The organism is Klebsiella sp. GG_Kp146 (assembly GCF_040061975.1).
In the GTDB taxonomy this organism is placed as follows: domain Bacteria; phylum Pseudomonadota; class Gammaproteobacteria; order Enterobacterales; family Enterobacteriaceae; genus Klebsiella; species Klebsiella quasipneumoniae.
Window position 1 is genome coordinate 1 of the sequence record NZ_JBEAHA010000001.1, and the last position, 26050, is coordinate 26050.

General features: G+C 63.6%; 24 protein-coding genes and 1 pseudogene. 5 read left to right on the top strand and 20 right to left on the bottom strand.

The window, feature by feature from the left end; genetic code table 11:
- Window positions 1-148 precede the first annotated feature (148 nt).
- The 7 genes and pseudogenes from ABLU95_RS00005 to ABLU95_RS00035 form a co-directional block, all read right to left on the bottom strand.
- A complete protein-coding gene (locus ABLU95_RS00005; protein WP_348878553.1) occupies window positions 149-937 on the bottom strand; it encodes an ABC transporter ATP-binding protein in 789 nt (262 codons plus the stop codon).
- The gene (locus ABLU95_RS00010) at window positions 931-1926 is read right to left on the bottom strand and encodes an ABC transporter permease subunit (RefSeq protein ID WP_348878554.1); all 996 of its coding nucleotides are present in this window, start codon (window positions 1924-1926) and stop codon (window positions 931-933) included. The genes ABLU95_RS00005 and ABLU95_RS00010 overlap by 7 nt, the downstream gene beginning before the upstream one ends.
- Window positions 1907-2944, bottom strand: coding sequence for an ABC transporter substrate-binding protein (locus ABLU95_RS00015; protein ID WP_348878555.1), 1038 nt, complete (start codon window positions 2942-2944; stop codon window positions 1907-1909). Before ABLU95_RS00015 ends, ABLU95_RS00010 begins: the two co-directional genes overlap by 20 nt.
- On the bottom strand, window positions 2941-3915 hold the full coding sequence (locus ABLU95_RS00020) for an ABC transporter substrate-binding protein (RefSeq protein WP_348878556.1): 975 nt from the start codon (window positions 3913-3915) through the stop codon (window positions 2941-2943). Before ABLU95_RS00020 ends, ABLU95_RS00015 begins: the two co-directional genes overlap by 4 nt.
- Before the next feature lie 5 nt (window positions 3916-3920).
- Window positions 3921-5072: an acyl-CoA dehydrogenase family protein gene (locus tag ABLU95_RS00025; RefSeq protein ID WP_241516458.1), complete on the bottom strand. Its 1152-nt coding sequence runs from the start codon at window positions 5070-5072 to the stop codon at window positions 3921-3923.
- Window positions 5059-6154, bottom strand: a pseudogene (locus tag ABLU95_RS00030) (LLM class flavin-dependent oxidoreductase). Before ABLU95_RS00030 ends, ABLU95_RS00025 begins: the two are co-directional and overlap by 14 nt.
- A gap of 144 nt (window positions 6155-6298) precedes the next feature.
- A complete protein-coding gene (locus tag ABLU95_RS00035; RefSeq protein ID WP_087849310.1) occupies window positions 6299-7192 on the bottom strand; it encodes a LysR family transcriptional regulator in 894 nt (297 codons plus the stop codon).
- Between the two features lie 106 nt (window positions 7193-7298).
- Between ABLU95_RS00035 and ABLU95_RS00040 the strand changes: the two genes are divergently transcribed.
- Window positions 7299-7901: a cysteine dioxygenase gene (locus tag ABLU95_RS00040; protein ID WP_087849311.1), complete on the top strand. Its 603-nt coding sequence runs from the start codon at window positions 7299-7301 to the stop codon at window positions 7899-7901.
- A 5-nt stretch (window positions 7902-7906) separates the two neighbouring features.
- On the top strand, window positions 7907-9487 hold the full coding sequence (locus tag ABLU95_RS00045; protein WP_348878557.1) for a rhodanese homology domain-containing protein: 1581 nt from the start codon (window positions 7907-7909) through the stop codon (window positions 9485-9487).
- A 12-nt stretch (window positions 9488-9499) separates the two neighbouring features.
- Here ABLU95_RS00045 and ABLU95_RS00050 read toward each other — a convergent pair whose 3' ends face one another.
- From ABLU95_RS00050 to ABLU95_RS00085, 8 genes are all read right to left on the bottom strand, one after another.
- Window positions 9500-10225, bottom strand: coding sequence for a polyphenol oxidase family protein (locus ABLU95_RS00050; protein ID WP_232689678.1), 726 nt, complete (start codon window positions 10223-10225; stop codon window positions 9500-9502).
- Between the two features lie 102 nt (window positions 10226-10327).
- Window positions 10328-11524, bottom strand: a complete 1197-nt coding sequence (gene mhpT / locus ABLU95_RS00055; protein WP_048297717.1) for a 3-(3-hydroxy-phenyl)propionate transporter MhpT — start codon at window positions 11522-11524, stop codon at window positions 10328-10330.
- Between the two features lie 71 nt (window positions 11525-11595).
- The gene (gene mhpE, locus ABLU95_RS00060; protein WP_261902322.1) at window positions 11596-12612 is read right to left on the bottom strand and encodes a 4-hydroxy-2-oxovalerate aldolase; all 1017 of its coding nucleotides are present in this window, start codon (window positions 12610-12612) and stop codon (window positions 11596-11598) included.
- Window positions 12609-13559: an acetaldehyde dehydrogenase gene (mhpF, locus tag ABLU95_RS00065; RefSeq protein WP_261902321.1), complete on the bottom strand. Its 951-nt coding sequence runs from the start codon at window positions 13557-13559 to the stop codon at window positions 12609-12611. The genes mhpE and mhpF overlap by 4 nt, the downstream gene beginning before the upstream one ends.
- Entirely contained in the window at window positions 13552-14358 is an 807-nt protein-coding gene (mhpD, locus tag ABLU95_RS00070; protein ID WP_023290062.1) for a 2-keto-4-pentenoate hydratase, read from the bottom strand. The genes mhpF and mhpD overlap by 8 nt, the downstream gene beginning before the upstream one ends.
- Window positions 14359-14367: 9 nt before the next feature.
- Window positions 14368-15234, bottom strand: coding sequence for a 2-hydroxy-6-oxonona-2,4-dienedioate hydrolase (mhpC, locus tag ABLU95_RS00075; RefSeq protein WP_048297720.1), 867 nt, complete (start codon window positions 15232-15234; stop codon window positions 14368-14370).
- A gap of 17 nt (window positions 15235-15251) precedes the next feature.
- Window positions 15252-16196: a 2,3-dihydroxyphenylpropionate/2,3-dihydroxicinnamic acid 1,2-dioxygenase gene (gene mhpB / locus ABLU95_RS00080; RefSeq protein WP_218810888.1), complete on the bottom strand. Its 945-nt coding sequence runs from the start codon at window positions 16194-16196 to the stop codon at window positions 15252-15254.
- 1 nt (window position 16197) lies between these two features.
- On the bottom strand, window positions 16198-17862 hold the full coding sequence (locus ABLU95_RS00085) for a bifunctional 3-(3-hydroxy-phenyl)propionate/3-hydroxycinnamic acid hydroxylase (RefSeq protein WP_117136005.1): 1665 nt from the start codon (window positions 17860-17862) through the stop codon (window positions 16198-16200).
- 177 nt (window positions 17863-18039) lie between these two features.
- On the opposite strand from ABLU95_RS00085, the gene ABLU95_RS00090 reads away from it, so the two are divergent.
- On the top strand, window positions 18040-18852 hold the full coding sequence (locus tag ABLU95_RS00090; protein ID WP_023290066.1) for a DNA-binding transcriptional regulator: 813 nt from the start codon (window positions 18040-18042) through the stop codon (window positions 18850-18852).
- An 87-nt stretch (window positions 18853-18939) separates the two neighbouring features.
- Here the strand turns inward: ABLU95_RS00090 and ABLU95_RS00095 are convergent, their stop codons facing one another.
- From ABLU95_RS00095 to ABLU95_RS00105, 3 genes are all read right to left on the bottom strand, one after another.
- Window positions 18940-19776: a shikimate dehydrogenase gene (locus ABLU95_RS00095; protein WP_032453232.1), complete on the bottom strand. Its 837-nt coding sequence runs from the start codon at window positions 19774-19776 to the stop codon at window positions 18940-18942.
- A 15-nt stretch (window positions 19777-19791) separates the two neighbouring features.
- A complete protein-coding gene (locus ABLU95_RS00100) occupies window positions 19792-21114 on the bottom strand; it encodes an MFS transporter (protein WP_065881338.1) in 1323 nt (440 codons plus the stop codon).
- A 71-nt stretch (window positions 21115-21185) separates the two neighbouring features.
- A complete protein-coding gene (locus ABLU95_RS00105) occupies window positions 21186-23039 on the bottom strand; it encodes a TIM barrel protein (RefSeq protein ID WP_348878558.1) in 1854 nt (617 codons plus the stop codon).
- Between the two features lie 126 nt (window positions 23040-23165).
- On the opposite strand from ABLU95_RS00105, the gene ABLU95_RS00110 reads away from it, so the two are divergent.
- On the top strand, window positions 23166-23804 hold the full coding sequence (locus ABLU95_RS00110; RefSeq protein ID WP_023290070.1) for a TetR/AcrR family transcriptional regulator: 639 nt from the start codon (window positions 23166-23168) through the stop codon (window positions 23802-23804).
- Window positions 23805-23821: 17 nt separating this feature from the next.
- Here the strand turns inward: ABLU95_RS00110 and fumD are convergent, their stop codons facing one another.
- Together fumD and ABLU95_RS00120 are read right to left on the bottom strand one after the other, a co-directional pair.
- Window positions 23822-24034, bottom strand: a complete 213-nt coding sequence (gene fumD, locus ABLU95_RS00115) for a fumarate hydratase FumD (protein WP_004203074.1) — start codon at window positions 24032-24034, stop codon at window positions 23822-23824.
- A 236-nt stretch (window positions 24035-24270) separates the two neighbouring features.
- A complete protein-coding gene (locus ABLU95_RS00120; RefSeq protein ID WP_032428887.1) occupies window positions 24271-24402 on the bottom strand; it encodes a hypothetical protein in 132 nt (43 codons plus the stop codon).
- Between the two features lie 137 nt (window positions 24403-24539).
- On the opposite strand from ABLU95_RS00120, the gene pykF reads away from it, so the two are divergent.
- Window positions 24540-25952, top strand: coding sequence for a pyruvate kinase PykF (pykF, locus tag ABLU95_RS00125; RefSeq protein WP_023290071.1), 1413 nt, complete (start codon window positions 24540-24542; stop codon window positions 25950-25952).
- The last annotated feature ends 98 nt before the right edge of the window (window positions 25953-26050 follow it).

The following is a 26050-nucleotide window of genomic DNA, read 5'->3' on the forward strand; positions in this document are numbered from 1 at the left end:
TCGCAGTTCGTAGGCCCGGTAAGGCGCAGCCGCCACCGGGCAAAAACAGGCGCCTGGCACCGGATGTTCATTGCCGGGCGGCGCTGCGCTTGCGCCGGCCTACCTTTCCGTGACATTGGTCGCAGCGCCACCGGGGAATGCGTTCAGCTTACCAGTCCTCCTCCTGGCCGAGGATGCGCAATATATCCTGACGATGCTGCAGCAGCTGCGGGTTATCGCGGTGGCGGGGAAAGGCCAGCGGCAGCGCGAACTCGGCGATAATCCGCCCCGGACGCGGCGACATCACCAGCACCCGCTCGCACAGCAGCAGCGCCTCTTCGATATCGTGGGTCACCAGCAGGCTGGTATACCCCTGCTGCTGCCAGAGGGCGATCAGCTCCCGCTGCATGCTGATGCGGGTCAGCGAGTCCAGCTTGCCCAGCGGCTCGTCGAGCAGCAGCAGGCGCGGCTCGTTCAACAGCGCGCGCGCCAGCGCGGCGCGCTGCGCCATCCCCCCTGACAGCTGCCGCGGCCACGCTTCGCTGAAGGCCTGCAGACCGATGCGGTCAATCAGCGCGTCGGCCTTTGCTTCCAGCCCCCTTTTGCCCTGCGCCTGCGGGCCCAGCAGCACGTTCTGCCGCACCGTCAGCCACGGATAGAGCGTCGGGTCCTGAAACACCAGTATGCGCTCCGGCCCCGGATCGCCGAGCGGCGCGCCGTCGAACTGCATCTGTCCGCTCTGCGGCGCTTCCAGCCCGGCCAGCAGCCGCAGCAGGGTGGATTTACCGCAGCCGGAAGGGCCCAGCAGCGCCACGCTTTCCCCTGGCCGCAGCTGCAGGCTGATATTCTCCAGCACCGGCACCACCTGTTTGCCGAGCGTAAACGCGTGATGAAGATGGCTTATCGATACCGCCGCGCCGCGCGCTATCGTCTGCGAACCTGACGTCGCGGTTACCATTGCATCCCTCCCCGCTGCCAGCTCAGTAGCTTATCGCGCAGCAAAAATAATCCGCTAATCAGACCGGAGCACAGCAAGGCCATCACCAGCAGCGCGGCGTACATATTGGGATAGGCCGCCCAGCCCTGGGCCCACTGGAGGTAGAAGCCGATCCCCGACTTCACCCCGACCATTTCAGCCACAATCAGCACCGAAAACGACGCGCCAAGCCCCATAAACAGGCCGACAAAGACGTTCGGCAGCGCGGCGGGGATCGCTACCCGCAGGATCAGGAAACGCTGGCTGGCGCCGAGGGTCCGCGCCACGTCGTACCACGCCCTGTCAATACCGATGACCCCGGACCAGGTCAGCACCGTGACCGGGAACCAGGTGCTCAGCGCAATCAAAAACACACTGGCGCCGAAGCTTGACGGAAAGATAAACAGGCACAGCGGCAGCAGCGCGGTAGACGGCACCGGCCCCAGCAGGCGTAACACCGGATGGAGCCAGTAGCCAATTCGTTGCGACCAGCCAATGGCCAGACCGGTGACGAACCCGCTGCTGGTGCCGAGCAGCACCCCAAGCCCCAGCAGCCCCAGGGAGTGCAGCAGGCTGTCGAGCAGACGCGGCCAGTCGTCGTGCAGCACCTCGATCAGCGCCTGCGGCGGCGCGAAAAACGGCACCGGCAGCACGCCGCTCTTGGCGGTCAGCCCTTCCCAGGCAGCGAACAGCACCGGCAGCAGCGCCAGCCACTTGCCGGCATGCAGCACGCGCGCGCCGCGCGCTCGCCAGTAGCGATAGCTCAGCGCCAGCAGCAGCAAGCCGCCGCCGAAGGCGAACTGCGCCAGCGCCCAGCCCTCGCTAAACGGCCAGCGCCGCCCGGCATCGGGCCAGGCCAGGGTGAACAGACCGCCCAGCAGCCACAGCGCGGCGGCCAGCAGCCCTTCTCCCCACAGCGGCGCGCGGCCGGTTGGGCGCGCCAGCGCCTGCTCAGGCGAATACGTTGGCATAGATACTCTCCGCAAACTGATGGGGATCGGTGCCCGGTTTGATCACCTGCACCCGCTGCAGGTCGACCGCATACTGCGTCAGCTCTTTCACGAACGCCTCACCCACCGCGTGGTGGCCGTGCCCCTGTCCGTGCAGAATGCCGCTTACCTCCGCTTCACTGGTGTTGAGCGCATGGGCGAGGAAAGATTGCGCCACGCTTTCCGGGTGTTCGGCGGCGTAGCTGTGCGCTTCAAGGATTGCCTGGGTGAGCGCCGCGGCGGCCGGTTTATGGTCCCGCGCCAGGCTCCCGCTCACCCCCAGCACGCAGCAGCTCAGCTTGGCATAGTCCCCGGTCATATTGCTGGCGATCAGCTGATACTTGCCGGTCTCCAGCAGCCGATAGCTGAACGGCTCGCTGCCGCTGATGGCGGCGATCTCGCGCTTATCCAGCGCCACGCTGAGCAGATCCGCCGGGTAGACTTTCCACTGCACGTCGCTTATCGGATCGATACCGTGGCGCTTAAGCAGGATAGCGAAGAAGTTTTTATCCGGCCCGGCCATGTCGGTGACGCCGATGGTTTGCCCTTTCAGGCTCTCAAGGCCGTTGAACGGCGACGCTTTGGCCGTCAGCAGGTTCAGACAGCCGCCATGGGTCCCGGCGGTGAGCTTGACGTCAAAGCCCTGCTCCAGCGCCTTCAGCCAGCGCAGCGCCATCCCCACCCCGGCGTCGGCCTTGCCGGTAGCGATCGCCTCCAGCAGCACATCGGTGGAGTTGCCGAAGTTAACAAACTCAACGTCGAGGTTATATTTACTGAAAATCTTCTGCTGCTCGGCGACGGCGACCGGCGCGAGGCAAACCGCGCTTTTGTTGATCGCCAGCTTGATCTTGTACGGCTGCGGCAGGCGCAGCGCCGGATGAGCATCGCCGCTGGCCATCTCCGCCATATCGTGAGCCCACAGCGGCAGGGAAACCCCGGCCAGCGCCAGGCCACCGCTGAGCTGTAAAAAACGACGACGGGAAAAAGCGGACGGGGTCATGGCGTTACCTCCGCGTGGGCCGGCATGGCGGGCACGCTAAAGCTGGGGTCAAAGGTCGGCTTCACGTCCAGCCGGGTGCGGATCAGGCCGTTGGCGAGATAAAAGTCGGCCGTCGCCTGCTGCTGGGTCACCGTTTCCTCTGCCAGCGGCTGCCACTGCGACTGGCGGTTGGCAAACTGCGCGCGGGCGATCTCCGCCGGGAAGCGGATGATCTCCCCCAGCGTTTTGCCGTAGCTGTCGAGATTGGCGTAGGCCCAGCGCTCGGCGCCGGCCAGGCGCTGGAGATAATCCTGCAGCGCGGCGCGCTTTTGCGGGTCGTTAAGCGCTAAATCCGTTGCCGCAAGGAAGGTATTCCCCGGCAGCAGCCCTTTGCCGCTCACCAGGATCTGCCCCTCGTTGGTCTTCACCATCTGGGTGGTGTAGGGCTCCCAGGTCGCCCAGGCGTCCACCGAACCGTTAAGCAGCGCCACTTTGGCGTCCACCGGACCGAGGAACACCCACTGCACCTCCTTCGGTGAAATCCCCGCCTGCTCGAGCGCTTTCAGCGCTACGAAATGGCCAATCGACCCTTTCCCCGTGGCAATGCGCTTGCCTTTTAACCCGGCGGCGGTTTTTATCGCGCTGCCAGGAGAAACCAGCACCGCGGTCCCCGCCGGGTTGCTTTTGTCCACGGCGATCGCTTTCACCGGCGCGCCGTTAGCCAGGGCGAAGAGCAGCGGCGCATCGCCGATGATCCCCGCGTCCACCGCGCCAGCGTTAAGGGCTTCCGCCAGCGGCGCGGCGGCCGGAAATTCGGCCCACTTAATGTCGTAGGGGAGGTTTTGCAGGGCGTTGGCCGCCTCCAGCTGCGAACGCATGCCGCCTTTTTGATCGGCGATGCGCAGGGTAAGCCGCTCCTGCGCCGTCGCGTAACCGCCCAGCGCCAGCAGCATCAGCGCTGCCGCCACCCGGCCTGAGAATGATAGACGCATCGTGATTATCCTTGTGATTGAAAGACGAAGAGGCCGGCTGCCAGCCAGGCGCTGTCGCTCTGCGGGGTATGCACCCGGCCGCAGAGCACATTGCGGTAGTGGCGTTCCAGCGGGTTTTGTCGGCTGAGGCCATGATTGCCGGTCAGCTCGAGCGCGATATTCACCGCCTGAATGGCGTTGTCGGTGATGGTGACTTTTGCCAGGTTGGCCTCGATGGCGGAAAAGCGCAGCGCGGCGGCCTGCTCCAGCAGGCTGCGGTTAACCAACAGCAGTTCGGCGATCTGCCCGACCTTCTCCTGCACCCGCGGCAGGCGGGAAAGCGGATGGCCGAGACCCGCGGGCACCCGCCCCGCCAGCCACCTCACCAGCCAGTCGTGAGCGGCGCGGGGGATGCTGTCATAGATCGCCGCCAGCAATGCCGTTTGCCGGTTGGCGAACAGGCGCAACGGTTCCGCCTGGGCGGCGGGTGGCGCATCGACCGGCCAGACATCCACCGCGTGCTCTGCCGCCACCCGCACGTGGCGAAAAATCACCTCATGGCTGCCGGTAGCCCGCATCCCGGCGTGATCCCAGCTTTTCACCACGCTAATTCCCGGGCTGTCGCCAGGCACCAGCCAGGTGCCCACCCGCGGCGGGTTCTCATCGCTTCTCGCCCAAACCGCCAGCCAGCGCAGTCCTTCAATGCCGGTGGTATAGATTTTATGGCCGTTGATGTCCCAGCCGTCCGCGCGGCGGCTCGCCACGGTATCCGGCAGGCCGCCGCGCGCCGGGGAGCCAAGATCCGGCTCAACGCGCAGACTGTTGATCAGGCCGCCGTGTTCGACGGCATCATGAAAAACCTGCTGGCGCAGCGGCGCGTGCCAGGCGTCGTTTTCCGCCAGCCGCAAATGGTGCAGATACTGCATGCAGACGATCAGCGCCGTCGCCGGCTCACCCCAGGCAATGGCGGCGATGGCCTGCTGCAGCTGGGCCAGGCTGGCGCCCGCGCCGCCGTAAGCACGCGGCACGGCGAGGCTTAACCAGCCCCCCGCGCGCAGAGGGTCGATATTGCGCCAGGGAAAGTCGCCGCTGGCGTCAAGACTGGCCGCCTGCTCCGCCATCTGTTGGCGTACCGCCGTCAGCTGCTGCGCCCAGTCGTCGCGCTCAGGATGGATCACGATGCGCGCTCCGCCACCGCACGCCGCGCGGCTTTTTCACGGGCGATCGGCAGCAGCGCCCGGCCGTAGTCTGCCGCATCGTTCAGCGGGTCGAATCCGCGGATCAGGAAGTTGCGCACCCCGAGGTCGTAGTAGTCGAGCAGCGCATCGGCCACCTGCTCCGGGGTGCCTACCAGCGCGGTGGAGTTATGCCCGCCGCCCACCAGCTGAGCGATGCCGGTCCACAGGCGTTTGTCCACCACTCTGCCCTGCGCGGCGGTGGCCCGCAGCCGCTGGGCGCCGATGCTGTCCGGTTTGGCCTTGAACCCGCCCCCGCGCTGCGCCGCCTGCTCGGTGGCGACGTGCAGGATATGCTCGGCTTTCTCCCAGGCTTCGGCTTCGCTGTCGGCGATAATCGGCCGGAACGAGACGCTGAAGCCAATATCACGCTGGTGTTTCGCCGCTTCGGCGCGCACGCGCTGGATGGTCTCGCCGGTTTGCGCCAGCGACTCGCCCCACAGGGCGAAGACGTCGGCGTGTTTGCCGGCGACAGCGAGGGCCGCTTCCGACGAACCGCCGAAGTAGATGGGAAGATGCGGCTTTTGCAGCGGACGAATGGCTGACCAGGCCTGTTCGGCCTGATAAAAATCGTTGTGAATATCTACCGGCTGCTCACTGGTCCACACCCGGCGTACGACGTCAAGGAAGGCGTCGGTGCGGGCATAGCGCTGGTCGTGGTCGAGGTAATCGCCGTCCCGGCGCTGCTCGGCGTCATTGCCGCCGCTGATGATATGCACCGCCAGCCGGCCCCCCAGCAGATGCTCAAGGGTGGCGAATTTGCGCGCGGCAAGGGTCGGCGAGACAAAACCGGGGCGATGGGCCAGCAGGTACTGAATTTTCTGCGTCGACAGTCCGGCCAGGGCGGTCACCAGAAAGCCGTCGGGTTGATCGGACCAGTGACCCACCAGCAGGCGATCGAACCCGGCGGCTTCATGGGTTTGCGCAAAGCGAACGATATAGTCGCGGTCAAAGATCGGCCCCACCGGGGCAATCGTTTCGGAAGAGAGGCGATGGCCAATCATGCCGAGAAACTGAATGCTCATGAACAACTCCTTGCGTCAGGGTAATGGAGTGGCCGCGACGGCGGCGCTGGTCATTACCCTATACAGGGTGTGTTAATGAACAAAATGCATTTTTATCATATCTTAATATGCAAGACTGGCATTAAACAAAAATACATAGTGCTTTCAGTCGGATACTGTCAGCTGCTGCACCACTTTGCTGGCGAAAAAGGTCAGCGGCGACTGCAGGTTTGCCAGATACCGGGCGTGGATCAGCCACAGCGACACCGCAGGCTGAAAGTCGCTGAGGTTGACGACCTCGAGCTCGTCACGCCACGGGCTGGCCGCCAGCGCCGCCCGCGGCACCAGACCCAGCCCCAGTCCCTGCGCCACCAGCGCCATCTGCAGCTGGGCGCCCGCGCTCTCGACGTTAAGCTTCAGGCGCAGCCCCTGGCTTTGCAGCTCGCGGATGAGCCCGGCGCGTAGTCCACAGCCGTCGGGGTTAAGGATCCAGCCCTGTTCGACGCACTCCCGCAGCGACGACGCCCGCAGATTCAGACGCCGGGCGGCAATCGGCACCACCTCCAGGGGACACAGCAGGCGCCCGCTGTAGCCCTCGGCGAGGGTCTGCTGGGCGGGGCCCATCGCCAGCATGGCGTCCAGTTCGCCGTTTTCCAGCCGGCGCTGCAGCTCTCCGCTCCAGCCGCAGGCGACCTGTGGGGACAGTGCGGGAAACTGCTGGCTCAGCGCCGCCAGCGCCGCCGGCAGCGCGATCTCGCTGATACTCTGCGGTACGCCGAGACGCAGCGCGCCGCGCGGCTCGCCTTGCGGATCCAACAGGCTGTAGAGCTTTTTCGTCTCGCGCTTAATGCTCAGGCACTGCTCGTACACCCGCTGACCGGCGGCGGTCAGGGTCAGCGGGCGGGTCTGACGCGCCAACAGCGTGACGTTCAGCTCCTGCTCCAGACGCTGCAGGCGCCGGGTGATAGCCGACTGGGTGATCCCCAGATAGTCCGCCGCCTGATTGAGGGAAGAAAACTGCACCGTGGCCAGCAGAGCGTCAATATCGTCGATGCGCATAGGATCCTTATGTGTAATTTGCATATTAATATATGCGTAAATTGCATTTAAATAATATTAACGCCTCTGTTAGCGTTTTGACCAGTCCCTCTGACAGGAACCGCACATGACTGGACCACGACTGGAAAAATTACGCCATTTTATTCATGAGGTTGATCGCCTGCACCGTGAACACCACCAGACCGCGCCGCTGCTTGACGCCGTGGCCCAACGGCTGGCGGCGCTGGTACGTCACGACGACTGGCTGCCGGAAGAGTACACCCTGCCGCACCCGCACCATTACCAGCAGTATCTGCTGCATGCCGACTCCGGGGAGCGCTTCTCGATCGTCAGCTTCGTCTGGGGGCCGGGACAGGCGACGCCGATCCATGACCACCGGGTATGGGGGGCCATTGGTATGCTGCGCGGCGCAGAGGAGAATCAACGCTACCAGCTGGATGCAGACGGCATACCGCGGTCGCTGGGCGCCGCCACGCTCCTGCAGGCAGGCCAGGTGGAGAAAGTCTCCGTTGACGATGGCGATATTCATCGCGTCAGCAATGCGCTGGCGGATCGCGTCTCCATCAGCATTCATGTTTACGGCGGCAACATCGGCGCGGTGAAGCGCGCGGTGTATACCCCGGAAGGCCAGCAAAAACCGTTTATCTCCGGCTACGCCAACCGCCACGTGCCCAACATCTGGGATCCCTCCCGCGAACACCAAGGATAACCATTATGTCCACTTACGCTTACCGTCAGGCCGCCGGGATCCGCCAGGCGCTGCTCGACCGTCGTGAACTGGCGCTGCTCGACGTCCGTGAAGAGGCCGATTTCGCCACCGCTCATCCGCTGTTTGCCGTCAATCTGCCGCTCAGCAAACTGGAGCTGGAGGTGCGCCGGCGGATACCGCGCTTCACCACCCCGATCACCGTCTACGACAATGGCGAAGGGCTGGCGGCGATCGCCGTCGAACGACTGCGGACCTGGGGCTATCAGGATGTGGCCCTGCTGGCCGAGGGTCTCGCCGGCTGGCGCCGCAGCGGCGGCGAGCTGTTTCAGGACGTCAACTCCGCCAGTAAAGCCTTTGGCGAGCTGGTGGAAAGCGTGCGTCACACGCCGTCGCTCAGCGCCCGGGAGGTTCAGGCGCTCATCGACAGCCGGCAGGAGGTGGTGATCGTCGACGCCCGGCGCTTCGACGAGTACCAGACCATGAGCATCCCCGGCAGCATCAGCGTGCCCGGCGGCGAGCTGGCCCTGCGGGTGGAGAGCCTGACGCCCTCCCCGCAAACGCCGGTGATCGTCAACTGCGCCGGACGCACCCGCAGCATCATCGGCACCCAGTCGCTGATCAACGCCGGCGTGCCTAACCCGGTCCATGCCCTGCGCAATGGCACTATCGGCTGGACGCTGGCCGGCCAGACGCTGGCGCACCAGCAGCAGCGGCAATACGATCCCTCCGCCCGCGCCTCTGGCGCCCGGGCCGCCGAGGTGGCGCATCTCGCCGAACGAGCCGGGGTGGCGGTCATTGATGAGGCGACCCTGCAACGCTGGCTGCAGCAGAGCGACCGCACCACCTTCCTGTTTGATGTGCGCAGCCCTGAGGAGTACGCGGCGGGCCACTATCCTGGCAGCCTGAGCGCGCCAGGCGGCCAGCTGGTGCAGGAGACCGATCACTTCGCCAGCGTACGAGGGGCGCGAATCGTGCTGCTGGATGACGATGGCGTCCGGGCGGCGATAACCGGCTCGTGGCTGGCGCAGATGGGCTGGGAGACGGCGCGGCTGAACGCCCTGTCGGCCAGCCAGCTGAGCGAGCGCGGGGTACCAGCCGCCGAAGTGCCCCCCGCCCCGCAGGCGGCGGAGATAAGCCCGGCGCAGCTGGCGCAACAGCTGGACGACCCCGGTACGGTGGTGCTCGATTTCACCACCAGCGCCAACTTTGTCGCCCGCCATATCCCCGGCGCGTGGTGGCTGACGCGCTCGCAGCTGCGCCAGGCCCTGGACGCGATCCCTCCCGCTCAACGTTACGTGGTGACCTGCGGCAGCAGCCTGCTGGCCCGCTACGCGGCGCCCGAGGTGGCGGCCTTAACCGGTAAGCCGGTACAGGTATTGCGCGGCGGGACGCTGGCGTGGATCGCCGCCGGTCTGCCGCTGGCCCATGGCGACGCCGGCCTCGCTGTCGAGCGCCGGGACCGCTATCGCCGTCCCTATGAAGGGACCGATAATTCCGCAGAGGCGATGCAGGCCTATCTGGAGTGGGAGTACGGCCTGGTGGATCAGCTGGCCCGCGACGGCACCCACGGTTTTCGGGTGATCTAACGCCAGCGCGACTCAGGCCTCACGCATGATCCACGAGTACTGAAAGCTCTTCGGCGCCGGAAAATGGGTCCGGCGCCGGTAGGAGCCCAGCGACTGCGGCGTGCAATAGGTGCAGCTCCCCAGCCATTCAACGCTCGTTGACGCCACCCCCGCCTCTGCGAAGATCGCCTCAGCGAAAGCGCGCAGATCAAACCACAGATTATCGCTGCCGCGCGCCGCGGCTTTGAGCGGATCCCTGACCGGCCCAGAACGGGAATGGAACAGCCGCTGGCGGTGCCGGGCCACCCGGTCACCGCCGTGCTGGTCCAGCAGTTGCTGATAAAATCCGGCGGAGACTTCGTAACAGCAAGGGTGAATATGCGGCCCCACGGCGATGACCAGATCGGCCAGCGCCGCCCCCTGCTGGCGAAAAGTCGCCAGACTGTTGTCGATAATGCCACTGGCCAGCCCCTGCCAGCCGGCATGCACGCTGCAGACGAAGCGACCGTCGCGCGAGGCGATCAGTATCGGCAGGCAGTCGGCGGTTACCACCCCTACCTTTTGCCCGGCCACGGCGGTAAACACCGCGTCGGCATGCGGGCGCGTCGGCAGCGGCTGCTGATAATGATGAACCTCATTGCCATGGACCAGCTTCACCGGCGCCATTTCGGCATAGGGAAAGGCGGCGGTTTCGTGGACATCGAGAAACGCGTGGCGGATGCCAGGGATAGCGTCGAGCAAGCGGGAGCGGTAAGCCATAGAGACGATAAGCGACAGAGAATGATGTCTTACCTTAGGCCAGGGCACGCGCAGAGGCAAGGCGGCGGCCCGGCATTTTTTCGCCGGACCGCCGGACAGGCTTCAGACAATGGCCGCGCGCTGCTGGCGATGCATCAGCCAGAACACCGCCACGCCGGCCAGCACAATGCCCGGCGCTGAGGCCGCCATCACCCCGACGGTGCCGGTGCCGAGGGCCAGCATCTTGCCGGCCAGCAGCGGACCGCTCATCGCCCCGAGGCGTCCCACCGCCACGGCGGTGCCGACCCCGGTGGCGCGGATCGCCGCGGGATAGAAGAGCGGCGCCAGCGCGTAGAGCACGCTCTGGCCGCCGGTGGCGAACAGCCCGGCGACAAACCCCGCCAGCAGCATCCCGCTCAGCGACGACGCGCTGCCCAGCGCCAGCAGCGACGCCAGAATGCCACTGTATATCAGCAGCGACATACGCAACGGAGTAAGCTTATCCATCAGCGCCCCCAGCAGCAGGGTGCCGCAGGCGGCGCCGATCTGCAGAGAGAACATCACCCCCGCCGCCTGGCTGGCGCTGAATCCCTGGCCTACCAGCAGCATCGGCAGCCAGTTGATCAGCATATAGACCACCAGCAGAGTGAAGAAATAGCCCAGCCACAGCAGCAGCGTGGCGGCGGCATGCCCCGGGGCAAACAGGGTGCGCAGCGGCACGCTGGTCTCCACGCGTTGAAACGCCTGCGATTCCGGCAGCCAGCGCATCAGCAGCGGGATCAGCAGCAGCGGAACCACGCCGCCAATCCAGAAGATGGTCTGCCAGGCCGCGGCAAGGCCAGAGAACCCCAGCGCCGCCGCCAGCGCGGCGCCAATGGGCACCCCGCAGTACATCAGGCTCACCGCCCGGCCGCGAAAACGCGGGCCAGCGGCTTCCGAGGTTAAGGCAATCAGGTTCGGCAATGCCGCCCCCAGCCCGACGCCGGTGAGCAGGCGCGCCAGCAGCAGCGTCGGGAAGCTCCAGGCCACCGCGGTGGCCAGCGAGAACAGGCCAAACAGCAGCACCGAGCCCAGCAGGATGCGTTTGCGCCCGTGGCGGTCCGCCAGCATGCCGCCCACCAGCGCGCCGGGCAGCAGGCCGAGGATCCCGGCGCTGAAGATCCAGCCCATCTGCATTTTATCCAGCGCAAAGGCCTGCGCCATGCCGACGGCGGCGATCCCCGCCGCCTGCAGATCCAGCCCCTCCATCAGTGCCACCATAAAACAGAGCCCGATGGTGACCACCAGGCGCGAGGAGTTTGCGGTCGTTATCTTGGTCATAGGGTACCTTTGCGATAGCCGGACAAACGGAGCAGGTGATGGGCGGCTGATGCATGGTCAGCCGCCCGTTGTTATTTTTGGCGGTTAAGCAGATCCAGCGCGACGTCGACGATCATATCCTCCTGGCCGCCGACCATACGCCGATTGCCCAGCTCGACGAGAATATCCACCGCGCTGAGGCCATAGCGCGCCGCCGCCGCTTCGCTGTGGCGCAGGAAGCTGGAGTAGACCCCGGCGTAGCCCAGCGCCAGCGTTTCGCGGTCGACGCGCACCGGGCGGTCCTGCAGCGGCCGCACCAGCTCGTCGGCGGCATTCATCAGCGCGTAGAGGTCGGTGCCATGCCGCCAGCCGAGCTTGTCGGCGGCGGCAATAAACACCTCCAGCGGCGCATTGCCCGCCCCCGCCCCCATCCCGGCCAGGCTGGCGTCGATCCGGTCGCAGCCCTCTTCCACCGCGGCGATAGAGTTAGCCACCCCGAGGCTCAGGTTATGGTGGGCATGCATCCCGGTGGCGGTCTCCGGCTTCAGCACCGCCTTCAGCGCGCGGAAGCGGTCGCGAATGTCATTCATGTTCATCGCCCCGCCGGAATCCACCACGTAGATGCAGGTCGCCCCATAGGATTCCATCTTCAGCGCCTGCTGCGCCAGCGCCTGCGGGGAGATCATATGGCTCATCATCAGAAAACCGACGGTGTCCATCCCCAGCTCGCGGGCAAAGGCAATATGCTGCGCCGCGACGTCCGCTTCGCTGCAGTGGGTGGCGACCCGCACCACCCGCGCCCCGGCCTGATATGCGGCTTTCAGGTCGTGCAGGGTGCCGATGCCCGGCAGCAGCAAGGTGGCGATTTTCGCCTGGCTGACCGCCTCCGCCGCCGCTTCAATCCAGGCGATATCGCTGTGGGCGCCAAAGCCGTAGTTGAAGCTCGATCCCTGTAGCCCATCGCCGTGGGCAACTTCGATGGAGTCCACCCCCGCCTTATCCAGCGCGCCGGCAATCTGCTGCACCTGCGCCAGGGAATACTGGTGACGAATCGCATGCATACCATCGCGCAGCGTCACATCCGAAATGTAGAGTTTTTTACCGTTCATGCTGTCGCTCCCGCCGCGCTGTTCATTGCCCCGGCCATTTTCTCCGCCGTCGCCAGCGCCGCCGAGGTCATAATATCGAGGTTGCCGGCGTACGCCGGCAGATAGTGCGCCGCCCCTTCCACTTCGAGGTAAACCGCGGTTTTCAGTCCGGAAAAACAGCCCACGCCGGGCAGGTTGACCGGATTATCCTCGGGAATAACCTCAAACTGCACCTGCTGCTTCAGCCGGTAGCCAGGCACGTAAGCCTGCACCGCCGCCGCCATCTCGGCGATCGAGGCGGCAATCGCCTCCTGGGACGCCATCTCGCTCAGCACATACACGGTATCGCGCATCATCAGCGGCGGCTCCGCCGGGTTCAGCACGATAATCGCCTTGCCCTTGCTCGCGCCGCCGACCTTTTCAATCGCCTGCGAGGTGGTTTCAGTGAATTCGTCAATATTCGCTCGCGTCCCCGGCCCGGCGGATTGACTGGCGATGGAGGCCACGATCTCCGCGTAATGCACCTTCGCCACCCGCGAGACCGCGGCGACCATCGGGATGGTGGCCTGCCCGCCGCAGGTCACCATATTGACGTTGCCCTGGTGGAGATTGGCCTCAAGGTTGACCACCGGCACGCAGTACGGGCCAATCGCCGCCGGCGTCAGGTCGATGACGCGGATCCCTGGCTTCGCTTCGCGCAGCGCGGCATCGTTTTTGACGTGCGCGCCGGCGCTGGTGGCGTCGAAGACAAAGTCGATATCGGCAAATTCCGCCATCTGCATCAGGCCGCCCACCCCTTCGTGGGTGGTCGCGACGCCCATGCGCCGGGCGCGGGCCAGGCCATCCGACTGCGGGTCGATGCCGACCATCACCGCCATCTCCAGATGCTGGCCGTGGCGCAGAATTTTAATCATTAAATCGGTGCCGATATTCCCGGAGCCGATAATGGCGACTTTACGTTTACGCATCACGATGTCCTTCTCCGGCGGCGACGAAGCGTGCCGCGACTGAGCCAATACCTTCAATATGGGCGACAAAGCTGTCCCCCTCGTTAATCGCCACCATCGGGCCTAACGCCCCGGTCAGCACGATATCCCCCGCCCGCAGCGGTTCGCCGAGGCTGGCCATCTTGCGCGCCAGCCACACCGCGGCGTTCAGCGGATGCCCCAGGCACTCGCTGCCCCGGCCGCTGGAGACCAGCTCCTGGTTGCGGGTCATCTGCATGGCGCACGCTTTCAGATCCAGACCCGCCGGTCGCTGCGCCGGGCCGCCGATGACGTACAGGCCGCAGGAGGCGTTATCGGCGACGGTGTCGACAAAGCCGATTGACCAGTCGCGAATGCGGCTGCCCACCACCTCCAGCGCCGGCAGCACCCATTCGATGGCGTTATACAGCTCATCAAAAGTGGTATCGGCATGGGGCAGATCATGTTTCAGCACCAGGGCGATCTCGGCCTCCACCTTGGGCTGCAGCACGCGGCCAAACGGCACATCGGCGTTGTCGCCGTAGCACATGTCGGCAAACAGGGTGCCGAAATCCGGCTGGTTGACCCCCAGCTGCTGCTGCACTTTGGGATGGGTCAGGCCTACCTTGCGGCCCACCACCCGCCGGCCATGGGCCACGTGGTGCTGAACGTTCAGGCGCTGGATAGCGTAGGCGGCGTCGGCGTTGTCGACGCCGAGGATATCGCGCAGCGGGGCGATCGCCTGGCCGGTTCGTTCGGCGTCGCGCAACTGCTGCGCCAGCGCGTCAAGAGAAATAGTCATCATCACTCCTTAAGCCCGTGCGAGGAAATTGAGCACCAGCTGATTAAAACTGTCGGCATGTTCCCACTGCGCCCAGTGGCCGCAGTCGCGGTAAATGTGCAGCTCAGAGCCGGCGATCCCGGCGAGCAGGCGTAGTCCGGCGTCCATCGGCACGAAGCGGTCATTGCGTCCCCAGACGATGAGAGTTTGCGCAGCGATCTCGCCGAGCCGCGGGCCAAAGTCAGGGAATTGTTTCGGGTTGGCTTCGAGGCTCTTGACGAAGTTGTCCAGATGGTCGCGGCGCGACAGCATATTGTTCAGCCGCGCCTCGAACAGCGCGTCGGTGAGGTCACGGGTGTCGAAGACGAAAATGCTCATCATCTTCTTCAGGTTTTCAATGGTCGGCTCGCGGTACAGGGCGTTCAGCAGTTTGATGCCTTCCGTCGGCATCGGCGTGAACAGGCTCATGCCGCCGGTTCCCCCGCCCATCAGCACCAGCTTCGCCACCCGCTCCGGCCAGCTCAGGGTGAAGGCCACCGCGCTGTGGCCGCCCATCGAGTTGCCCAGCAGATGGACTTTATCGATCCCCAGCTGATCGACCACGCTTTTCAAAATGCGGGCGTTGAGATCCGAACGCGAACCGCTGTTGACGATCGAATCGCTCTTCCCCCACCCCGGACAGTCCAGGAGCAGCACGCGATAGCCCGCCTCGACCAGCGGGTCAATGTTGCGGCTGAAGTTGGCCCAGCCGGTGGCCCCCGGCCCGGAGCCGTGCAGCATCACCACGGTCTCTTCCCCGTCGCCGCAGTCATTGATATGGATGCGCAGCGTGCGGCCTCCCTCGTCGACGTTGAGGAATCGGCTGGTGGCGTCTTCGGTTTGCGGTTGATAGCTCATGTTAGTCTCCCGGTTAATCAAATCTCGGTGGTGGCGCTCAGCGAGCCGAATCCGGCGATCCACTCGGGGATCGGCCGGTAATAGCGGCCTTCGCTGCGCCAGTGGCCAAAAGCGGATAGCGCGGCAAAGGCGGCCACCCAGGTCTTAATTTCGTGCGTCGATTTGCCGGCCATCGCCGACAGCTCGTCGTTGCCGATCGCGTCCAGTTCGCTCAGCCGCCCCTGCTCCAGCAGGCTCATAAAGCGGTTGTCCCAGACCGGGTTGAGGGGATGGAGCGAGCGCTGGTCTTCGGTAAACCGTCGGGCGGCGCTGATCACCCGCTGCTGGCGCAGCTCGCGTTCGTCCGGCGGCAGCTGTTTGCCGCTGCCGAGCAGGCGGTCGCGCAGATGGGCGTCCGCCTTCGCCAGCTCCGGCACCGGCGGCTGGTGCGAAAGCCCGCCAGAGCCGAGGATCAGCACCCGCTTATTGAGGGTGTTGAGGAAGCGGCCCATCGCCTCGCCCAGCAGCCGGGTGCGTTGAAACCCCGGCAGCGGCGCGGCGACGCCGTTAATAAACACCGGCAGCACCGGCAGGCGATCCAGCCCACCCAGCAAAAACTCCAGCGGCTGGGCGAAGCCATGATCCACCTGCATGTTGTACGACACCGCCAGGTCGATGCCGCTGTTGATCACGGCGTGGGCGCAGGCTTCCGCCAGCTCGGTGGGCACCGGCAGGTCGCCGGCGGCGCTGGCGAAGTCGCCGATGGCGGTGGCGCCGACGCCCAGGCAGAACGGCGGCATCACGTCATAGAAAAAACCGTTGTAGTGATCGGGGGCGAAGAGCACCACCAGCTCGGGATCGAATTCAGCGATCCGCCGCCGGGCGTCGGCAACCACCCCGTTCACCTCATCGAGGACCGTCTGCTCCGGGTCAACGAATCCCACCAGCGGGGTGTGTGACAGGCAGTGTAAATAGGCATGCATATCAGGCCACCTTCTCTTCAGCGTGGCCGGTATCCCCGGCCGCAAGAGTCATTTTTTCCGCCAGGGCGGTCAGCTGCGCGCCGAGGGTTTGCGGGATAGCGAGGGCGGCGACAAAGCGGTCCGGCCTGACCACTGCGATGGCGGTGTTATGTTGCGCAAACCAGCTCTTCAGACGGTTTTGCTTATCCCCCACCCGCAGCGTGCCCGGGACGTTATCCTGCTCGCGATGGATCTGCACCTCCGGCACGACCTGGATAAAGCGCACCCCTATCGCGCGCCAGCGGGCGATCTGCCCGGCGTCGAGCCCCCACTGCGGGTTGCAGCCCCAGCCGATAATGGCGAAATTCGCCCCGATAACCTCATCGAGCAGGAGACTCTCACCGTTCTCCAGCGTCACCTGCGGTTGAATAAACATTTTGCCCACCGGCGAGGCTTTGCCTGCGCCGTCGGTCAGCAGCGCCCCTTCGCGATACTGCGGCATCGGCTTAAAGCGCATTTCGAGGAAGTAACGTTTCACCGGCGGCAGGTAGTTCAGCAGCCAGGAGAGGCCATCGCGCGCCGCGCCCTGCCAGCGCTTCGGCGGCGCCAGCACGTGACCGGCGGTGACCGACAGGTCAATCATCGCCTTCGCGTGGTCGCGACGCTCCTGCTGGTAGCTGTCAAGCAGCGCCTCTCCCGCTTTGCCGTTGACCACCAGCGCCAGCTTCCACGCCAGGTTGAAGGCGTCACGCATGCCGCTGTTGTATCCCTGGCCCTGCCAGACCGGCATGATGTGCGCGGCGTCGCCGGCCAGCAGCACCCGGTCAATGCGAAAGCGCTCGGCAAGGCGCGCGTTATGGGTGTAGACCCGCTGGCGGATCAGCTCGACGCGATCCGGGTCCGGCAGCACTTTGCTCAGCAGACGGCGCATATTGTGCGGCTCGCTGAGCTGGGCTTCGGTTTCCCCGGGCATCACCATAAATTCAAAGCGGCGCACGCCGTGGGGCAGCGCGGCGGAAACATAGGGCCGCACCGGGTCGCAGCACAGGTAGACGTGCGGGGTGGCCAGCGGATCGTTGGCGATATCGATGACGATCCACTGGTTCGGCGCGGTCTTGCCTTCGAAAGGGACGTTCAGCGTGCGGCGAATAAAGCTGGCGCCGCCGTCGCAGGCCACCAGCCAGTCAGCGCGCACTGTCTCCCGCTCGCCGTCCGGTCCTTTGATATTTAACGTGACACTGTCACTGCTCTGGCTAAAGGCTTCCACTTCGCGGGAGAAGAGGCAACGGACCTGCGGGAAACGCTGCAGGCCGTGGTACATCACCGCATCCACCTGCGGCTGAATAAAGGCATTGCGCCGCGACCAGCCAAACTCATCGGTCATCGGCTGGATGTCGGCAAAGCAGCGGCCCTTCGGGGTCAGAAAGCGCATGGCGTGCCACGGCGTGGTGTGCGGCAGCACGTCATCCACCAGCCCCACCGCCTGCATCGCCCGCAGCGATTCATCGTCAATACCGATGGCCCGCGGGTAATCGATCAGTTTGTCGAGCTTTTCCACCAGCAGCACGCTGATGCCCATCTGGCCAAGGTAGTTGGCCATCATCAGGCCTACCGGACCGGCGCCGGCGATGGCGACCTGGGCGGTATGCTGCACGGCGGGTTGAATATCGGGTGTAGATGTTGTCATTCTCAGCGACCTCACGACTCGGAAACTGCCCGGCTGACAGGCAATTTGTTAATCATGTGTAAACGTATTTTTATAATGGGCTGAGTATAGGGCGGGTGTTTTCGGCTACAATCAAAACATCGCTGAATGTGCACCAGGTGCACATCGCTGTTTATAAAGCATTTTAAGGAAGGATTTATGCGTGATGATGGGGCCACTGAGTACAAAACGGTGCGCGGATTAAGCCGGGGTTTATTGTTATTAAAATTGTTAAATAAATTCGACGGCGGCGCGACGCCCGGCCTGCTGGCGGAGTTTAGCGGCCTGCATCGCACCACCGTGCGCCGGCTGCTGGAGACGCTGCAGGAGGAAGGTTTTGTCCGCCGCAGCCGCTCCGATGACAGCTTTCGTCTGACCATTAACGTCCGCCAGCTGAGCGACGGATTTCGTGACGAACATTGGATTTCTGCCCTCGCCACGCCGCTGCTCGGGGAACTGCTGCGCGAGGTCCAGTGGCCGACGGATATCACCACCCTCGACGTCGACGCCATGGTGGTGCGCGAAACCACCCACCGCTTCAGTCGGCTGTCGTTTCACCGGGCGATGGTCGGACGTCGACTGCCGCTGCTGCTCACCGCCTCCGGTCTGACGTGGCTGGCCTTTGCCCCCGACGCGGAGCGCGACGCCATACTCAGCATGCTGGCCGCCCGTCCGGAAGCGGAATATCAGCTGGCTCGCGAACCGGAACGGCTGGCGGCGATCCTCGCCCGCACCCGCCAGAACGGCTATGGCGAAAATTTCCGCGGCTGGCGGCAGGAGGAGAAAATCGCCTCTATCGCCGTGCCGGTCTGCAGCCAGCAGCGGGTCATCGGCTGCCTCAACCTGGTCTATATCGCCAGCGCCATGACCATTGAACAGGCGGCGCAGAAGCATCTTTCCGCGCTGCAGAGGGTGGCGGGCCAGATAGAAGCCCGCATGGAGGATGAAGAAGTGTGGTACGAAATGCCCTGAACGTCCGCTGGCATGTGAGAAACCGCCTGCAGATAACGTGATGATAAACCCGGCCACACTGCGCGGTGCGGCCGGACGGGCGTCGCGTCAGTAGCGAATTTCCGCCAGCGCCCGCAGCTGTTCGGGGGTGGCTACCGGCAGGTCGAAAAAGCGCAGATAGGCAGGGATCATTTCAAACAGCATGTCGGTCCCGCGCTGGATGTGGCACTGTCGCGCCTGGGCGGCTCTCAGCAACGGAGTATACTCCTGGGTCATCACCACCTCCCCCACCCAGGTGCCTGGCGCCAGACGGTCAACGTCCAGCGGCAGCGGATCGCTGACCTTCATCCCCAGCGGCGTGGCGTTGACCACCAGCTCGTGTCCGGCAGGATCGTGCTGCATCAGAGTGATATCGAGCTGCGGATAGTGCTGATGCAGCCGTCCAGCGAGAGCGTGCGCCACCTCGGGACGGGTATCGTACAGGGTCAGGGCGCTGACCCCTGCAGCCGCAAGGGAGGCGGCGATAGCCGACCCCACCCCGCCGCTGCCGACCACCAGCGCCCGCGTCCCCTCAGGCTGAAATCCCTTACGGCGCAGGCCCAGCACAAAGCCGTCGCCATCGAACATGTCCCCGGAGAGGCTGCCGTCCGCCTCGCGACGGATGGCGTTGCAGGCGCCGGCGATAGCCGCCGTCGGGCTCAGGCGTTGCACCAGATCGCAGGTGGCGATTTTATGCGGCATCGTCACCAGCGCGCCGATGATATTGGTCATCGTAAACAGCGGCGGAATAAACGCGGCATAGTCCTCCGGCCTGACGCCCATTGGCACCACCTTCACGTCCACCTGCTGGTCGACAAACCACGGGTTGTAGATCATCGGCGCCTTAAAACTGGCGGTCGGATAGCCAAGATGCGCTATCAGCCGCGTATTCCCACTAATCACCATGCCTTGCTCCTTTGCTTACTGCGATAACTCGATACGTTTGACGTCGCCGAGGATAAACAGATAGGCCGCCACGCCCAGCAGCGCGGCGCCGCCGATGTAGATCAACGCGTAGAAGAAATTGCCGAACCCGGCGACGATAAAGCCGATCACCAGCGGAGTGAGGATCCCCGCGAGGTTGGCGCAAAAGTTGAACAGGCCGCCGGTGAGCCCGCCCAGCCCCTTCGGGGCGATGTCGGAGATCAGCGTCCAGCCGAGGCCCACCATCCCCTGGCCAAAAAAGGCAAACGACATCACCAGGATCACCGCCAGGTCGCTCTGCAGCCAGTTGGCGGTGATGATGCAGCTGGCCATCAGCAGGCCGGCGACGATCGGCAGCTTACGCCCCAGGTTGGCCGACCCGGTGGCTTTAAGCAGCTTGTCGGAGATCCAGCCGCCAAACATCACCCCGCCGGCGGCGGCGACAAACGGCAGGATGGAAAAGAAACCGACCTTCAGCCATGGCATATGGCGTTCGGTGGCCAGCCAGGTGGGAAACCAGGTGAGAAAGAACACCAGCACCGTATTGCCGGCAAACTGGCCGATACTGGCGCCGATGATCTGACGTTTGCTTAGCAGCTGGCGGACCAGCGGCCAGCTGAACGCCACCTGCTGGTCGGCTGGGGCGCTCAGGCCGCCGCCGTTTTCGATATGCTCGCGCTCCTGCTGGCTGAGACGAGGGTCTTCATGCGGTTCGCGGTAGCAGCGCCACCACACCAGGGCGAACAGAATGCCGACCACGCCGACGCTGACGAACAGCACCCGCCAGCCGAAGCCGTCCATGATCCAGAACAGCAGCGGGGCAAAGCAGGCCAGCCCGAGGTATTCCCCCACGGTGTACACCGCCGTGGCCTTCGCGCGCTCCTGCTGCGGGAACCAGGCGCTGACCACCCGGCTGTTCACCGGAAAGCACGGCGCTTCGCTGACGCCAAGCCCGAAGCGGCACAGCAGCAGCGTCTTCAGCCCCACCGCCATGCCGTGGAACAGGGTAAACAGCGACCACAGGGTCAGCGACAGAAAATAGGTCACTTTGTTGCCAAAACGGTCGAGAAACAGCCCGCCGGGGATCTGCGCCAGAGCGTAGGTCCAGGCGAAAGCGGAGAAGAGGATCCCCATGAGCGCAGGGTCGATCCCCAGCTCACCGGTCAGCTTTGGGGCGGCGATCCCCAGCACGGTGCGATCGAGGTAGTTGATCATGGTGCCGATGGCCAGCAGCGCAAGAATGCCGATGCGCCGCCGGGAACGGCGCGCGGTGACGGCTGGCTGGGCGGCGGCCGTCGGGTTAGGGCTATATGAGCTCATAGTCGGTTCCTGTCTCGGGTACAGAGGGTGTTGTTATTGTGTTTCAGGCATAATGAACCATTTGATTCAGGCTAACAATACTGCATCGCCGCCAGACGGACGGCCGCATTCGCCGCGCCATAGAGCGCGTAGCCTGCCCGTCGTTCGGTTAATTCAAAGAAGAAGCGCCCGGCGATGAAGGGCCGGGTATACAGATGCAGGAACGCTCCGCCCTGCGGATCGCGGTCGTAGAGGAGCTGCCGCCGCTGGAGCTGCCCGACGTCCAGCTCGCCGCCAAAGCGCGCCAGCAGATCGTCATAGTAATTGGCCGGGATCGGCAGCGCATGATCGGCAACCGCGGCGAGCTGGTCGCAGGTGGCCGGCAGATCGCGGCAGGCAAAGGCGGCATGCTGCAGCCCCGCCCCCTGGTAGCAGGCGACCGAGCGGGCGATCTGCGTCGCCCGGCTCTGGGAGATATTCAGCGCCAGGCGGATCTCCCCCTGCGGGCTGCGCACCACCAGACTACGCACCAGCCCATAGGGATCCGGCAGCGTCTGCTCATGTTCGAGCGTAAAACCAAACACCGTGCGGAAGAACATCACCCAGTTGTCGCGGCTGTCGGCTTCCATCCCCAGCGCCAGATGGTCGATGCCGAGGTAATCTTCGCGCACCGTCACGCCATCGCGCAGGAGAAAGTCGCGCTCGTAGATCGCCTCCCCGGCATCGATGAGATAGACCAGGCTGCCGTCAGGGGCGCAGATCGCCGGGATCGGCGTTTCGTTCGGCCCGGCGTCGCCCTGCCAGGTGGCATACCCCAGCGCGCGGGCGCGAGCGACAATCGGCGCACTGCTGTCGACCCGCAGCGCCATCGCGCAGAGCGATACCCCGTGGCGTTGATAAAAGTGATCGGCCCAGCTGTGCGGCTGATGGTTTATCACGATCCGCGCCCCGCCGTTGCGCCACAGCGTGACCTGTTTGGAGCGGTGGCTTCCCTCGTGCTGAAAACCCAGCGCCTGCAGGTGCTGCCCCAGGCGCTGCGCCTCGGCGACGCTGGCGGCGAATTCGATAAACTCCAGCCCGTGACAGACCGGCGGTGGCGGCGGTGAAAACAGATCGGCATCGCACGCCGGAAGCCGGCGACGAGTCTGCTCCTCCAGCCACAGCAGCGAACGATAGCCATCTTTGGCCGTCGCGCCGTTCGGCGAGGCGCGAAAACCGTCATTAAAGATCTCCAGCGACCAGGGGCCGCGATAGCCGCAGCGGGTGATCTGCTCGGCAAACGCCTCCAGCGGCAGCTCCCCCTGCCCGGGGAAGCAGCGGAAATGGCGACTCCACTCCAGGAGATCCATTTTCATATACGGCGCATCGGCGAGCTGAACGAAGGTGATTTTCTCCACCGGTACCGATGGCAGCGCGTCGAGGGTGTCGCCCCGGGCCAGGATATGGAAGCTGTCGAGCACCAGGCCCAGCGCCGGGCTGTCCACCCGCTGCACCCGCTCCCAGGCCTGCTGCCAGCGGTTCACATGGGTTCCCCAGGCCAGCGCCTCATAGCCGATAGCGATCCCCTCCTCTTCCGCCAGCGTGGCCAGCGCCCGCAGGTCCGCCACCTGCAGTTCGCTATCCGCCGAGCAGTCCGGCTGCACATTGCTGCACAGCAGCAGCGTGTCGCAGCCCAGCTCGCGCATCAGCGCAAATTTGCGTCTGGCGCGGGCCATATTGGCCGCAAACTGCGTCCGGCTGGCGCCTTCAAAATCGCGAAAGGGTTGAAAAAGCGTGATTTTTAACCCTAAATCGGCGGCCAGCTGGCGGATTTCCGCCGGCGTCCCCGTATAATAGAGCAGATCGTTCTCGAAAATTTCCACACCCTGATACCCCGCCGCCGCAATAGCGTGCAGCTTCTCTGGCAGGGTGCCGGAAATCGAAACGGTGGCGATAGAGCGCAGCATAAGGTCCTCGGGTCAACAGCTGACGTGAGCCTTGAATATGTATCATTTGGTTCATTTGCGCCATACCAGGTTGCTAAATTGTGATCATTATGTGTATTTTTTGTCACCCAAGAAAAAGGAGTTGCCATGACCGCCGTTGCTCATGATGAAGCACAATCTCTGAAGGAGCGGATCTTCAGCGCCGCTATCGCCGTCTTTGCCGAACACGGGCTGTCAGGCGCCCGCATGGAGCAGATCGCCACCGAGGCGCAGACCACCAAGCGCATGGTGGTCTACTACTTCAAAAGCAAAGAGCAGCTCTATCAGGAGGTGCTGCAGCATGTGTATGCGCGGATCCGCGAAACCGAGCAGCAGCTGGGGCTGGAGAATGTGCCGCCGGTAGAGGCGCTGGTGCGGCTGGTGCGCTGGAGCGTGCGCTATCACGCCACCCACGCGGACTATATGCGGGTGATTTGCATGGAGAACATGCAGCGCGGCAAGTGGCTGAAGACCTCGGGAGAGCTGAAGCCGCTGAATCGTACCGCCCTGTCGATTCTGGAAGACATTTTGCAGCGCGGCCAGCAGCAGGGGGTCTTTCAGGCGGGGCTGGAAGCGCGCGATGTGCACCGGTTAATCAGCAGCTTTAGCTTTTATCAGGTGTCGAATTTCTACACCTTCAGCAGTCTGTACCTTGACGATCCGCTGCCCGCCATTGACGATGAAGCGATGGTGGCCCACCACTGCGACATTGCCGTCCGGGCGGTGGTCCGCTTCGTGATTTCCTGACCCGCCGGCGAAAGGCGTCAGTGTCCGGAGAGGGCGTGAATGACCTTCGCCATTGCCTCCTCGGTGAGCGGTGAACGCTGGATTTTGCTGTTCGCCAGCGAGGTGCGCAGAACGCCGGCGATGACAATGTGTTTCGGCTCCTGGCCAAGGTCACGCATCTCCAGCACCACTTTGCCCACCACGCGGCACATTTCCTGGTACAGCTCGTCGTCTTTCGCTTTATTTCCCATTGAGTCTGGCTCGCATTTTCTCATTATCAATCAAATCATTATTGATAGATTTTTCCGGCAACGCAAATCATCCTCCCGTTACCGGGTCAATGGCGCATTTTACCGCCTCATAACGGGAGAAAATTCCCTTTCCGCCGCCCCTTTTCATCACGCCTGATGAAAAAATGTGTTGCATAGTTTTATGCATAACGTGCCGGTTTTGTTACGCGTTTTGTCCATAATTTGAAACGAGGTTTTTATTTTCCTTTTTGATTTCGCCAGCGTATAATGCGCTTCGATTCTTTCTTGAATGGTTTCAGCGCATTGGACTGCATGATAAAACGCATAACACCTTGCCACATTTCATGGGCTGAACCGCCAGCACACATTCTTCTGCACGCTTCGGGGTTGTCACCTATCCTTAGGGCGTGGCTTAGCAACTTTCGTAATACAGGTTTGGCTCCCCGGCAGTGCGCCCGCGGAGCGAGAATTCCATATCCTTCACAACTTAAAGACTAAAACTGTCATGAAAAAGACCAAAATTGTTTGCACCATCGGTCCGAAAACCGAATCTGAAGAGATGCTGACCAAAATGCTGGAAGCCGGCATGAACGTGATGCGTCTGAACTTCTCCCACGGTGACTATGCGGAACACGGTCAGCGCATCCAGAACCTGCGCAATGTGATGAGCAAAACCGGTAAGAAAGCCGCTATTCTGCTGGACACCAAAGGACCAGAAATTCGTACCATTAAGCTGGAAGGCGGCAACGACGTCTCCCTGAAAGCGGGCCAGACTTTCACCTTCACCACCGATAAATCGGTCATCGGCAACAGCGAAATCGTTGCGGTAACCTATGAAGGCTTCACCTCTGACCTGAGCGTCGGCAACACCGTTCTGGTGGACGATGGCCTGATCGGCATGGAAGTGACCGCTATCGAAGGCAACAAAGTTATCTGTAAAGTGCTGAACAACGGCGACCTTGGCGAGAACAAAGGCGTGAACCTGCCGGGCGTCTCTATCGCCCTGCCGGCGCTGGCGGAAAAAGACAAACAGGACCTGATCTTCGGTTGCGAACAGGGCGTCGACTTCGTCGCGGCCTCCTTCATCCGTAAGCGTTCCGACGTCGTCGAGATCCGTGAGCACCTGAAAGCCCACGGTGGCGAAAACATCCAGATCATCTCCAAAATCGAAAACCAGGAAGGCCTTAACAACTTCGACGAAATCCTCGAAGCCTCTGACGGCATCATGGTTGCTCGTGGCGACATGGGCGTTGAGATCCCGGTTGAAGAAGTTATCTTCGCGCAGAAAATGATCATCGAAAAATGTATCCGCGCGCGCAAAGTGGTTATCACCGCGACCCAGATGCTGGACTCCATGATCAAAAACCCGCGTCCGACCCGCGCTGAAGCCGGCGACGTGGCCAACGCCATCCTCGACGGCACCGATGCGGTAATGCTGTCCGGCGAATCGGCGAAAGGTAAATACCCGCTGGAAGCGGTCACCATCATGGCGACCATTTGCGAACGTACCGACCGCGTCATGACCAGCCGTCTGGATTTCAACAACGACAACCGTAAACTGCGCATCACCGAAGCGGTGTGCCGCGGCGCGGTAGAAACCGCTGAGAAACTGGAAGCGCCGCTGATCGTGGTCGCCACCCAGGGCGGTAAATCCGCACGCGCTGTGCGCAAATACTTCCCGGATGCCACCATCCTGGCGCTGACCACCAACGAAACCACTGCTCGCCAGCTGGTGCTGAGCAAGGGCGTTGTGCCGCAGCTGGTGGAAGAGATTGCCTCTACGGATGATTTCTATCACCTGGGTAAAGATCTGGCGCTGAAGAGCGGCCTCGCGCGCAAAGGCGACGTGGTGGTGATGGTCTCTGGCGCATTAGTCCCGAGCGGCACCACTAATACCGCTTCCGTGCACGTGCTGTAATAATTTACAGGTTAATTGGTTTTTTTTAATAAAGCGCCTCTCGGGGCGCTTTTTTTTATTCATCGACTAGCTCTTCCTATTAAAAATGCAAATCGGAA